Source organism: Sphingobium sp. AS12 (assembly GCF_019097845.1).
GTDB lineage: Bacteria > Pseudomonadota > Alphaproteobacteria > Sphingomonadales > Sphingomonadaceae > Sphingobium.
Genome location: NZ_JAHRGM010000076.1, coordinates 121,442 through 132,837 on the forward strand (window position 1 = coordinate 121,442; position 11,396 = coordinate 132,837).

An 11,396-nucleotide genomic window follows, 5' to 3' on the forward strand; every position below is an offset into this window, starting at 1 on the left:
GGAGATGAGGATGGGATCGGCCTATTGGGGCGAATTGCGGACGCATTGGCGTCCGTTGCTTGCCGCGACCATGGGACTGGGGTTCGGCATAGGCCTGTCCGCCTATACGATGGGCCTGTTTGCGCCCAAGCTGATCGCCGAATTTGGTTGGCCAAAATCGCAATTCGCGCTGCTGGGCAGTTTCGGGCTGCTGATGTTGATCGCGCAGCCGATCACCGGGCGGTTGACCGACCGGTTCGGGGTGCGCGCCGTTTCCGCCGTGGGCGTTCTGGCAGGGCCGAGTGCCTATATCGCCTTTGCAATGCAGCCCGGCAGCATTCGCGCCTTCTTTGCCATTGCGGTCTTGCAAATCATGGTCGGCACGTTGACCACATCACCCGTCTATACAAGGATCGTGGCGGAGCGGTTCGAGCGGGCGCGCGGGCTGGCCTTTTCCATCGTGATGACCGGGCCGCCGCTGGTGGGTGCGGTGATCGCGCCGCTGCTGGGCAGGTTCATCGAGAGCGAGGGGTGGCGCAACGGCTATCTGCTGATGGGCGGGGTCACGATGATATTCGGCCTGATCGCCGTGCTGATGACGCCGCCGCATATCGGCGTGCATCAGGACGCGGACATGCCGGTCGAACCCAAAAGGGGCTATGGCGTGATCATGCGCAATCCGGCCTTCTGGGTGCTGATCGTCGGCATGATATTGGTGAATATCCCGCAGGGGCTGCTGTCGTCGCAGTTGAAACTGGTGCTGATGGATAGCGGCGCGCAGTCGCAGACGGCGACCTGGCTGATTTCCGTTTTTGCGATCGGGGTGATGGTCGGCCGCTTTGCCTGCGGCCTGTCGCTAGACCGGATGGAACCCCATCTGGTTGCGGCGCTGACCCTATCAATGCCGGCGATCGGCATGATCCTGATGGCGTCGCCCTTTGACAGCACCATCGTGCTGGCGCTGTCGGTAGCAATGATGGGGCTGGCGCAAGGGGCAGAGGGCGATATCGCGGCCTATCTCGTGTCGCGACGTTTCGGGTTGAGTGTGTTCAGTCTGGTCATGGGGCTGGTCGGCGCGTCGATCGCGGGCGGGGCGGCGCTGGGGTCGCTGACGCTGAGTTACACGCTGCGCCTGTGGGGCAGTTATGCGCCCTTCCTGATGATCGGTGCCTGCGTCACGATCATGGGAGCGGCACTGTTCCTGACATTGGGACATGGTTCCCGCAAGATGGAGGCCGTGCGCACATGAAGAGCCGTGTGAAAGTCGCTGTCGTCACGGGCGCGAGTGCGGGGGTCGGCAAGGAGGCGGCACGCGCGCTGCTGCAACAGGGGTGGCGGGTGATCGGCGTCGGGCGCGATCCGGCGCGCTGCGCGGCAGCAGAGGCCGAACTGACCGCCCTGCCCGGCGCGGATTTCACCATGATCCGGGCGGACATGGCGCTGCTGGTGGAAACCGCGCGGGCGGCGCGCGAAATCGCAGCGCTTGCGCCGGAGATTGACGCGCTGCTCAACAATGCGGGCGGGGTGATGGCGCAGCGGATCATCACTGCCGAGGGGCATGAGGCGACCTTTGCGTCCAATCACCTCGCGCCGTTCCTGCTGACGCAGATATTGCTGCCCAATTTGCTGGCGGCAGCGGCACAATCGGCACCCGGTTCGGTGCGGGTGGCGGCGGTGTCGTCCACCGGCCATGAACATTGTGCCGGGATTGTATGGGACGACCTTATATTTTCGGAGGGCTTTGTCGGTGGCGCGGCCTATTGCCATGCCAAACTGGCCAATATTCTGTTCATCCGCGAACTGGCGCGGCGGCTGGACGGCACGGGTGTCGTCGCCCATGCGATGCACCCCGGTATAGTGGCGAGCAATTTCGCCAGCCACTGTGACGCGGCGATGCAAGCCTATATGGAGTCGATCGCCGACCGGGCGCTGACCCCGGCGCAAGCGGCAGAGACGCTGGTATGGCTGGCGAGCGATCCGGCACCGGGCCAGTCGAGCGGCGGCTATCATTATATGCGCGAAGCCGTGCCCTGTTCGGCGGCGGCACAGGACGATGCGGCCGCCGCGCGATTGTGGCAGGTGAGCGAGGCGCTGGTGGCGGGATACTGATCCCGCCGCCAGTCATAATTGCGCGATCACCTGTGGCATGTCCGCCGTGGTGCGGATACCGGGCGGGGCGTCGCACACTGCTGCAACAGCATTGACCGCGCGATGGGCGGTCAGGCCTGGGGTGAAGGCGGCATAATCTTCCGGCGCGACCGGGAAGCGGATGTCCACTTCCACCGGCGTGTCGCCCTCCACCCGAACGCGCCAGCCGGATTCGCGCAGGCGCCAGTCGGGCTGGTCGATTTCGCGGCTGCAATACCAGTTGGCGCGGAAGCGCAGTACCGGCTTGCCATTACGCATTCCCGACACGGTGATGCGCTGGGCGGCGACCGTGCCGGCCGGGATGATGCCCGCCGCAATCACGATGTCGCGGGTCGCCGCGCCCATTTCGCCGACCACGTCCCAGCTATCGATGACGATCCCCGCCGCATCCGCCAACTGGGCCAGTGATCCGGCAAAGTCGCTTTTCACATGATCGAGCTGGCGCGGGTCGAAAGCACTGGGCGCGCGACCGAAACCCATGATGTTGAACAAGAGATCGGGCGAATTGCGGCTCGAAACGTCGCCATATTCGTCGATCGTCAGGCAATCGAGCCGACGCGAAAGGGAGAGCAGCGGGATCGGCAGGGCTTCGGTCACGAAACCCGGACTGGAGCCGGTGCTGTAGATGGAGCTGTTGCCGGTGCGACAGGCCGCCTCGATCCGGTCGCGCATGGCGGCGTCCATTGAGGGCGGGTGGTGAAAGTCGCCACGGGTCGTGACGACATTCTTGCCCGATGCGAGCAGGCGGCACAGTTCGTCGATGTCGGTGCCCTGCCGCATATAGAGGACGCAATCGGCCTCCATCGCGACCAGATCATCGATCGATCCCGTGGCGATGACGCCGCAGGGCGCCAACCCGGCAAGGTCGCCCGCATCCTTGCCCCGCTTGTCGTCGGAACTGACCCATAGGCCGACAAGGTCGAGCGCGGGATGCTCGATCACGGTGCGCAGCGCGCGGGAACCGACATTGCCGGTCGCCCACTGGATGACGCGATATCGCCTCTTGCCTGTCATTGCCTCTCCTTCCGGGCATCATGGCCCGATATAGTTGATCATGCCCTGCTGCGGATCAGGTGTATCGGTCTGCCAGCGCACCGATCCGAACGGCCGTTCCAGCCGTCGCCGCACGCGCAGATCGCCCGCCTTCCGGTCGAACGACCGCGCGAGCAGCTGGATATCCTTGTCTGCCTGGGTAAAGCGTTCGCGCATGTGCAGATAGTCACCCCAGGTCGGACATTGATAGCGTTCGGTCCAGTGAGCCGGATTGGCAATGTCGCGCGAAATGGACCAGTTGAAGCCGCCATTGCGCAGCCGGGTGCGCTGGACCTGCAACATCGCCCCGTAGAAATCGCGGGCTTGCGACGGATCGACATCATAGTCGATTTCGATGATGATCGGCCCAGACCGGCGCGTCAGTGCCATGCCGACTTCCGGCTCATTTTGCAGCGATATGGGTTCGATATCGGCTTCGTTGGTGTCGGGCAGGGGCAGCAACAGGCCGATGACAGGCAGCGCCGCCAGCGCAAGGCCAGACAGATAGAGCGCGCCATCGACCGATAGCTGTCCCGCAACCCATCCCCACAGTGCCGCGCCAATCGCGATGCCGCCGGTCAGCGCCGAAGAGAAGAGCGAGAGCGCCCGCGCCGTGACCCAGCGCGGGGCGGACAGTTGCACCGCGACGTTGAACAGGGCGATGGTCAGAATATTCGCGCCGCCAGCGAGAAACAGGGCGAAGCAGGTGAGTGGCACCGAGCGGCTGAAGCCCGCCAGTGCCAGCGTTGCGCCACTGAGCAGCGCCAGCAACGTCACGGTGCGGTGGGTGCCAAGCTTTTCCCGGCAGGGAGCCACGAGCAAGGCACCGCCCACCGCACCCAGTCCGCCCGCCCCCAGCAGCAGGCCGAAGGTGCTGGCATCGCCCCCCAGCAGATGCTTGGCGATCAGTGGCGCGAGTGCTGATGAGGATGCGCCCGCCAGGCCGAACAGGAAGGCGCGCACGAGAACGGTGCGGATTGGTGCGGCATGGAGGGCGTAGCGCGCGCCGGATACGATCGCGCGGTGGATCTGTTCGGGTGGCAGGCGCGAGGAGACGTGGCGGCGTCGCCAGAGGAAGAAGGCGATGAAAAGCGGCAGATAGCCGATGGCGTTGACCGCAAAGGCGGCATGAGCGCCCGCCGCTAGCACGATGACACCGCCGATCGCCGGGCCGAAACTGCGCGCGACATTATAGCTGATCGTGCCGAGCGCGATGGCGGCGGGCAGATGATGCGGGCCGACCTGCTCACTGATCGAGGATTGCCAGGCAGGGGAATAGAGCGCGACCCCTGCCCCGATGAGCGAGCAGAAGGCCAGCAGCATCCAGGGCGAACTATGGCCCGACCAGGCGAGCAGGGTGAGGATCGTCGCGCAGACCATGGAGAAGGCAAGGCCCGTCATGGCAATGCGCCGTCGGTCGAACATATCGGCCAGCGCGCCCGCAGGCAGCGCGACCAGCATCAGCGGCAGCATCAGGGCGCTTTGCACCAGCGCTACCATGCCGGGCGACGGGGTGAGCCGGGTCATTTCCCACGCCGCGCCGACCCCCAGGATCAGCTGGCCGAAATTGGACAGCAGACTGGCCGTCCAGATGCCGCGGAATACAGGTTCGCGAAGCGGCGCAAAAGTGCCGCCCGATGACCGATCATGCCCGGCTCTCGCCATCCTGCCCCCTATGCTTCCTGGCCCCGCCCACCTTGGGCAGCGGGCGCTACTGCCGTCCACCCTGCACGCCCTTGCCCTTCCGATCAATCGCCCATGCGATTGGGAATGTGGGCCTTCCATGCGATAGCAAAGTCATCTTTCTACAGGAGACGAGCCTTGGCAGAGGCCTATATCATCGACGCGGTCCGCACCCCGCGCAGCATCGGCAAATTGGGCAAGGGCGCGCTGTCGCATCTGCACCCGCAGCATGTCGCAGCGACCGTGCTGCGCGCGATCCGCGACCGCAACGGCATCGATACCGCCGATGTCGATGATATTATCTGGGGCACCAGCGCGCAGATGGGGTTGCAGGGCGGCGATATGGGCCGGATGGCCGCGCTCGACGCCGGTTATGATGTGCGTGCGTCCGGGGTGACGCTCGACCGTTTCTGCGGCAGCGGCCTGACCGCCACCAATCTGGCCGCCGGGCAGATCATGGCGGGGATGGAAGATCTGGTCATTGCGGGCGGGACGGAGATGATGTCGCACGTCATGTCCTATGGCCAGTCGCTGCGAGAGGCGGGCGTGCCACCGGTCGGCGGGCTTGGCACTGGCAATATGCGGTTGCAGGCCAAGCATCCCCAGTCGAACCAGGGCGTCGCCGCCGACGCGATCGCTGCGATGGAGGGGATCAGTCGGGAACAGCTCGACGCCTTTGGCGCAGAGAGCCAGCGACGGGCAGGGATCGCGATTCAGGAAGGACGCTTCGCCCGTTCGACCGTCCCGGTGGTGGACGATGATGGCGCAGTCATATTGGACCATGAGGAATATCCCCGGCCCGACACGACCGCCGAGCAGTTGTCGCAGCTCAAACCCGCCTTCGCCGCCTTTATGGACATGCCTTCGCGCGCCGACGGGCCAACCTTCCGTCAGCTGATCAACCAGGTCTATCCTGACCTGGCGATCACGCCACTGCACCATGCCGGAACCTCATCGGGCGTGGTCGATGGGGCAGCCGCGATCCTGCTGGCGTCGGTGGACTATGCGCAGCGCCATGGCCTGAAGCCCCGCGCGCGGATCGTGGCGACCGCCAATATGGGAGATTGCCCGACGCTGATGCTGAACGGCCCCGTCCCGGCGGCACGCAAGGTGTTGGCGAAGGCAGGGTTGCGGGTCGAGGATATCGACATATTCGAGGTGAATGAGGCGTTCGCGGTCGTGACCGAGAAGTTCATCCGCGATCTGGGCATCGACCGCGCGAAACTGAACCCCAATGGCGGGGCGATCGCGCTGGGTCATCCGATCGGTGCGACCGGCGCAGTGCTGATCGGCACGGCGTTGGATGAGCTGGAGCGGACCGGCGGACGCTATGGCCTGATCACCATGTGCGCGGCGGGCGGCATGGCGCCAGCGATCATCATCGAACGTGTCTGATCCGGCGCAGAACATCGCCCCGGCTTGCAACGAGGACGGTTTCGTTTCGCCGCAATGGCGCTATGGTACGCGCTTCATGGCTGAACCCAACGACGATCTGCTGGCTGATGACGCGAAGGCGCTGATGCGCAATGCGTCGCTGAAGCTGGTTGTGATCGCGCGGCAGTTGCGGGCGCATTTCGACCAGAGCGTGGTGCGGCTGGGCGTGACGCGATCGCAATGGACAGTGATCGCGGCGGTGGCTCGCCACCCCGGCGCGACCCAGCGCACCATTGCCAATATGCTGGAAATTGCCGAAGCGTCAGCGGGTCGGCTGATCGACCGGCTGTGTGCCGATGGGTTGCTGGAACGGCGCGCCAAGGATGATGACCGCCGCGCCCATGCTGTATTCCTGACAGAGACGGGCCAGGCGATCACAACGCAACTGGCGGGGATTGCGCGCGCCAATGAAGAAGTGGCTTTTGCCGGCTTCGATCATGACGACCTGCACCGGCTCAACGCGCTGCTCGATACGATTTCAGAGAATATCGGCAAGCCATGAAAAAGGCCGCTCCGGGTTAGGGAGCGGCCTATTCATTACGAAGGGCCGTCGCCCTTCCGATCAGCGCGCGGTCAGCAGGTCGCGCTTCGACAGGTTGGTCACCAGCTTGCCATCGGCAGCAGCCAGGCTGGCGGCGGGAACAGCAATCATCTTGCCGTTGAGGATGATCTGCGCAGCGCCATCGGCACCGACGCGATAGACGGCGGCGAGGCGATCGCCCGACGCGGTGTACAGCATCTTGCCCTTATATTCGGTGGCGATGGCTGAAGCCGAAGTCAGTTGCACGGCATCGTCGGCGGCAGCGACCTGCGGCACGATGGCGACAGCGAGTGAGACATAGGCAGCGATTTTGGCAAAACGGATCATGGCGAACCTCTGGTCGAAAAGGGAGGGCTATTCATTTAATACTAAGTCAGGTTAGTAGTTCGTCAAAAACATGTCAAGCTAGCTTAGTATTTTATTTTCGCAGGTGCGAAGAAAAGGGCGCGCCGTTGGTACGACGCGCCCCGATTCCGGCGTGAATATGAGCGGATAGTCAGCGCGGCGGGAAGCGGATCGCGCCGTCGATGCGGAAGGTCTGGGCGTTGATATAGCTGTTGCGGGCCAGTTCCATGGCGAGGCTGGCAAATTCGTCGGGCTGCCCCAGACGCCGGGGGAACGGCACCGATTTTTCGAGATTTTCATACATGGGCGGGTTCATCTCCTTGAACCGCAGCATTGGCGGGGTCGCGAAGATGCCGGGCATGATCGCATTGACGCGAATCCCCAGATCCATGAGATCCCGCGCCATCGGCAGGACCATGCCGTTGACCCCGGCCTTGAGCGAACCATAGGCGATCTGGCCGACCTGCCCGTCCTCCGCCGCGGCGCTGGAGGTCAGGATGATGCTGCCGCGTTCATTGTCGACCAGCGGGTCGAGCGCGGCCATGCCAAGCGCGGAGATGGAGGCCATGCGGTAGCTGGCGATCAATATGCCCTGTGCGGAAATCGCATAATCTTCGGTCGAGAGGCGCTTGAAACCGCCGCTTTCCTTATCCTTCGAGACGGTCTTGCCGCCCTTCGACACCATGGCACAATGGACCAGCAGCCGTTCCTGCCCCTGAACGGTGCGGGCGCTGTCAAAGCCCGCGAGCGCGCTGTCCTCCGACATGATATCGACGCGGTGAAAGGTTGCGCCGACCTGCGCCGCGATTCCTGCGCCCTGGTCCTGATTGATATCGAAGATCGCGACCTTCGCACCCGCAGCGCGCAATGCCTTAACGGTGGCGAGACCCAGGCCGGATGCGCCGCCGGTGACGATGGCGGAAAGCGAAGAGTCGATGATCATGGCGGTCCTTCCGATATCTTTTCCGTTCCGCTATCGGCCCGGATTTCCCGACGCTCAATCCCAGTTTTTCGGGCCATGCCGCATATCGTGGCGGCGTTGAGGCCGGGCTTTGCATCGCGCTAGCGATAGCCCGCATCCAACAGCCTGTCGGCTCTTGCGGCAACCGCCACAGCTTCTACGCTTTTTAGGTGATGAAGGCTGCGTCGTGCGGCGAATGAGGGGATGAGAGTTTATGACCCAGGTCATGAAGGGTGTGCGCGTTTTGGAAGTAGCGCAATTCACCTATGTGCCTGCAGCAGGGGCGATCCTGGCCGATTGGGGTGCGGACGTCATCAAGATCGAGCATCCGGTGCGCGGCGACACGCAGCGCGGGTTCCTGAACATGGGCGGGGTGACGCTCGATCCCTTGCGCCATACATTGTTCGAGCATCCCAATCGCGGCAAGCGCAGCGTCGGCATCGACCTGTCGACCGCCGACGGACAGGAAATATTGTACGAGCTGGCCAAGACGGCGGACGTATTCCTGACCAACTACCTCCCCCAGGTGCGGCAGAAGAACAAGTTCGACATCGAACATATCCGCGCGGTCAACCCGAATATCATCTATGCCCGTGGCAGCGCGCTGGGCAATAAGGGGCCAGAGCGCGAAATCGGCGGATTTGACGGCACCTGCTTCTGGTCGCGCAGCGGCGTCGCCTACGCGATGACGCCCGAAGCCCTGCCCGGCCCGCTGACCCAGGGGATACCGGCATTCGGCGATTCCATCGGTGGCATGTTCATCGCCGGTGGCATTTCCGGCGCGCTGCTGCACCGGGAAAAGACCGGCGAAGCGACCGAACTGGACGTGTCGCTGCTGAGCGCGGCCTGGTGGGCATCGGGCGCGCTGATTTCGCAGGTCATGGAAACCGGGATCGAGACGCGCAACGGCATGCCGGTATCGGGCGGATCGCTGCGCAACCCGTTCATGGGCAATTTCCGTACCTCCGATGGCGGCACGATCAACCTGTGCATGGTCAGCCCAACCGGCCTGATTGCCGACACGTTTGCCCATGTCGGCGTGCCGGAAGCCGCCGACGATCCACGGTTCAAGGATGTGCTGTCGTTGATCGACAATGCGGGCGCGGCGAGCGACATATTGGTCAAGGCGTTCGCGCAAAAGCCATTCGCCTATTGGCGGTCGCACCTGAAAACGATGAAGGGGCAATGGGCGCCGGTGCAAAGCTTTACGGACCTTTTGACCGACGAACAGACATTGGCCAATGACATGATCATCGAGGTCGAGGGTGCCGACGGCGGCAAGCCGTTGCGGCTGGTGCGTGGCCCGGTGCAGTTTGACGGCAAGCCACTGGAAACCACCCGCGCGCCCCAGGCATCGGAACATACCGAAATCGTGCTAATGGAACTGGGCGTCGAATGGGACCAGATCGAACAATGGAAAGCCAGCGGCGCAATCGCGTAACGCTTTGAAAGGCAGGATGGACATGAAGCCCGGAACGAAACTGAAAAGCGCGATGTGCGACACCGAAGTGATGGTGATCCGCAGCGGCGCGGGCACTATCGAGTGCGGCGGTGCCGCGATGGGCGAAGCCAAGCCCGATGCGATCGGCACGCCCGCCCCGGATCTCGCCGCAGGCACATTGATGGGCAAGCGCTATGTCGATGCGGCCGGGACGTTCGAGTTGCTGTGCGTCAAGCCGGGCAAGGGATCGCTGTCGGTCGATGGCGTGGCGCTGAGCATCAAGGATGCCAAGCCCCTGCCCGCGTCGGACTGACACCCACCCATGAACATCGCCCTTTTTCTGGAAATGGCCGCCGATACAGCGCCCGACCGTATCGGTCTGGTCTGTGACGGCCAGCGCTGGTCCTATGCCGATTTGCTTGCCGGCGCGCGCGGCGCGGCGGCGTTGATCCGTGACAGCGGCTGCGCCCATGTCGCGCTGCTCGACGAAAGCAGCGAGGCGGCGGCCATGGCGCTGTTTGGCGCGGCGCTGGCGGGCGTCCCCTATGTGCCGTTGAATTACCGGCTGGCCGACGCGGACCTGGGCGCATTGCTGGAACGGATCACCCCGGCGCTGATCGTGGGCGATGTCGATCGGGTGCGGCGGCTTTGCCCGGCGGAAAGCAACATCGTGCTGACCCGCGCCGCCTTTGTCGAGGCCGCGCAGGCCCGCGCCGTCGATGCGCCGGCCGAGGGCGAGGATGGCGAGGGGATCGCGATCCAGCTGTTCACCAGCGGCACGACCGCCGCGCCCAAGGCGGCGATCCTGCGCCACGCCAATCTGGTGTCCTATATATTGGGGACGGTCGAGTTTGCTGCCGCGCCGGAAGAGGACGCCGCGCTGGTCAGCGTCCCGCCCTATCATATCGCGGGCATCGCCGCCCTGCTCAGCTCCATCTATGCGATGCGGCGCATATTGATGCTGCCCGCTTTCTCGCCCGAAGCCTGGCTCGATCTGGCCGCAGATGAGGGGGCGAGCAACGCCTTTGTCGTGCCGACCATGCTGGCACGGATCATCGAAACTATGGCGAAGGGGGGGGCGAAAGGCCGCCGGCCCGACCTGTCGGCCTTGCGCGCGATCGCTTATGGTGGCGGCAAGATGCCGACCGAATTGATCCATCAGGCGCTGGAGCTGTTTCCCGCGACCGGCTTTACCAATGCCTATGGGCTGACCGAGACAAGCTCGACCATCGCCCTGCTGGGACCGGACGAGCACCGCGCCGCCCATGGATCGGACGACCCAATCGTGCGGGCGCGGCTGGGATCGGTGGGACGGCCGCTGCCGACCGTGGAGATCGAGATTCGCGACGAGGATGGCGCGGTGCTGCCGCCCGGCCAAGCGGGCGAAATCTATGTGCGCGGCGAGCAGGTGTCGGGCGAATATCGCGAACGCAGTGCGCTGGACGCCGATGGCTGGTTTCCGACGCGCGACGCGGGTTATATCGATGCGGACGGCTATTTGTTCCTGTCGGGGCGCGCCGACGATGTGATCGTGCGTGGTGGCGAGAATATCTCGCCCGGCGAAATCGAGGATGTGGTCATGACCCATCCTGCGGTGGCCGAGGCCGCGGCGGTCGCGATTCCTTCGCACGAATGGGGTGAGGCGGTCGGGCTGATCGTCGTGCCGCGCGCGGGGCATGATGCACCGGGCGAGGAGGAATTGAAGCAGATGGTGCGCGCCCGCTTGCGATCCTCGCGCGTGCCGGAACGGGTGCTGTTCGCCGACGCCCTGCCCTATAATGAGATGGGCAAGCTGTTACGGCGCGAGATCAAGAAGCTGTTTGCGGCCTGAA

The 11,396-nt window shown here is 64.4% G+C and carries 11 protein-coding genes; 7 read left to right on the plus strand and 4 right to left on the minus strand.

Annotated elements, in window-relative coordinates:
- The first annotated feature begins 4 nt into the window (after nucleotides 1–4).
- Together KRZ98_RS21720 and KRZ98_RS21725 are read left to right on the plus strand one after the other, a co-directional pair.
- Entirely contained in the window at nucleotides 5–1,228 is a 1,224-nt protein-coding gene (locus KRZ98_RS21720; protein ID WP_254798769.1) for an MFS transporter, read from the plus strand.
- On the plus strand, nucleotides 1,225–2,088 hold the full coding sequence (locus KRZ98_RS21725; RefSeq protein ID WP_217675283.1) for an SDR family NAD(P)-dependent oxidoreductase: 864 nt from the start codon (nucleotides 1,225–1,227) through the stop codon (nucleotides 2,086–2,088). Before KRZ98_RS21720 ends, KRZ98_RS21725 begins: the two co-directional genes overlap by 4 nt.
- A 12-nt stretch (nucleotides 2,089–2,100) precedes the next feature.
- Here KRZ98_RS21725 and KRZ98_RS21730 read toward each other — a convergent pair whose 3' ends face one another.
- The gene (locus tag KRZ98_RS21730) at nucleotides 2,101–3,141 is read right to left on the minus strand and encodes a dihydrodipicolinate reductase (RefSeq protein WP_217675284.1); all 1,041 of its coding nucleotides are present in this window, start codon (nucleotides 3,139–3,141) and stop codon (nucleotides 2,101–2,103) included.
- Nucleotides 3,142–3,159: 18 nt separating this feature from the next.
- Complete coding sequence (locus tag KRZ98_RS21735) at nucleotides 3,160–4,824, minus strand: MFS transporter (protein ID WP_006950863.1); 1,665 nt, start codon at nucleotides 4,822–4,824, stop codon at nucleotides 3,160–3,162.
- A gap of 156 nt (nucleotides 4,825–4,980) precedes the next feature.
- Between KRZ98_RS21735 and KRZ98_RS21740 the strand changes: the two genes are divergently transcribed.
- Together KRZ98_RS21740 and KRZ98_RS21745 are read left to right on the plus strand one after the other, a co-directional pair.
- Complete coding sequence (locus KRZ98_RS21740; RefSeq protein ID WP_217675285.1) at nucleotides 4,981–6,237, plus strand: acetyl-CoA C-acetyltransferase; 1,257 nt, start codon at nucleotides 4,981–4,983, stop codon at nucleotides 6,235–6,237.
- A gap of 76 nt (nucleotides 6,238–6,313) precedes the next feature.
- The gene (locus KRZ98_RS21745; RefSeq protein ID WP_254798771.1) at nucleotides 6,314–6,778 is read left to right on the plus strand and encodes a MarR family winged helix-turn-helix transcriptional regulator; all 465 of its coding nucleotides are present in this window, start codon (nucleotides 6,314–6,316) and stop codon (nucleotides 6,776–6,778) included.
- Between the two features lie 60 nt (nucleotides 6,779–6,838).
- Here the strand turns inward: KRZ98_RS21745 and KRZ98_RS21750 are convergent, their stop codons facing one another.
- Together KRZ98_RS21750 and KRZ98_RS21755 are read right to left on the minus strand one after the other, a co-directional pair.
- A complete protein-coding gene (locus KRZ98_RS21750) occupies nucleotides 6,839–7,144 on the minus strand; it encodes a hypothetical protein (protein WP_006950867.1) in 306 nt (101 codons plus the stop codon).
- A gap of 169 nt (nucleotides 7,145–7,313) precedes the next feature.
- The gene (locus KRZ98_RS21755) at nucleotides 7,314–8,105 is read right to left on the minus strand and encodes an SDR family oxidoreductase (protein WP_006950869.1); all 792 of its coding nucleotides are present in this window, start codon (nucleotides 8,103–8,105) and stop codon (nucleotides 7,314–7,316) included.
- Between the two features lie 232 nt (nucleotides 8,106–8,337).
- Here KRZ98_RS21755 and KRZ98_RS21760 point away from each other — a divergent pair, with 232 nt between their 5' ends.
- Genes KRZ98_RS21760 through KRZ98_RS21770 form a run of 3 tightly spaced genes read left to right on the plus strand, consistent with a single transcriptional unit; the run spans nucleotide 8,338 to nucleotide 11,395 of the window.
- Complete coding sequence (locus KRZ98_RS21760) at nucleotides 8,338–9,564, plus strand: CaiB/BaiF CoA-transferase family protein (protein WP_217675287.1); 1,227 nt, start codon at nucleotides 8,338–8,340, stop codon at nucleotides 9,562–9,564.
- A gap of 22 nt (nucleotides 9,565–9,586) precedes the next feature.
- A complete protein-coding gene (locus KRZ98_RS21765) occupies nucleotides 9,587–9,877 on the plus strand; it encodes a hypothetical protein (protein ID WP_006950873.1) in 291 nt (96 codons plus the stop codon).
- Between the two features lie 9 nt (nucleotides 9,878–9,886).
- Entirely contained in the window at nucleotides 9,887–11,395 is a 1,509-nt protein-coding gene (locus KRZ98_RS21770; protein WP_217675288.1) for a class I adenylate-forming enzyme family protein, read from the plus strand.
- The last annotated feature ends 1 nt before the right edge of the window (nucleotide 11,396 follow it).

Coding starts and splice junctions, on each gene's coding strand:
- KRZ98_RS21765 (WP_006950873.1), top strand. CDS start 9,587: ATGAAGCCCGGAACGAAACTGAAAAGCGCGATGTGCGACACCGAAGTG.
- KRZ98_RS21770 (WP_217675288.1), top strand. CDS start 9,887: ATGAACATCGCCCTTTTTCTGGAAATGGCCGCCGATACAGCGCCCGAC.
- KRZ98_RS21755 (WP_006950869.1), bottom strand. CDS start 8,105: ATGATCATCGACTCTTCGCTTTCCGCCATCGTCACCGGCGGCGCATCC.
- KRZ98_RS21745 (WP_254798771.1), top strand. CDS start 6,314: ATGGCTGAACCCAACGACGATCTGCTGGCTGATGACGCGAAGGCGCTG.
- KRZ98_RS21725 (WP_217675283.1), top strand. CDS start 1,225: ATGAAGAGCCGTGTGAAAGTCGCTGTCGTCACGGGCGCGAGTGCGGGG.
- KRZ98_RS21750 (WP_006950867.1), bottom strand. CDS start 7,144: ATGATCCGTTTTGCCAAAATCGCTGCCTATGTCTCACTCGCTGTCGCC.
- KRZ98_RS21730 (WP_217675284.1), bottom strand. CDS start 3,141: ATGACAGGCAAGAGGCGATATCGCGTCATCCAGTGGGCGACCGGCAAT.
- KRZ98_RS21720 (WP_254798769.1), top strand. CDS start 5: ATGAGGATGGGATCGGCCTATTGGGGCGAATTGCGGACGCATTGGCGT.
- KRZ98_RS21760 (WP_217675287.1), top strand. CDS start 8,338: ATGACCCAGGTCATGAAGGGTGTGCGCGTTTTGGAAGTAGCGCAATTC.
- KRZ98_RS21735 (WP_006950863.1), bottom strand. CDS start 4,824: ATGGCGAGAGCCGGGCATGATCGGTCATCGGGCGGCACTTTTGCGCCG.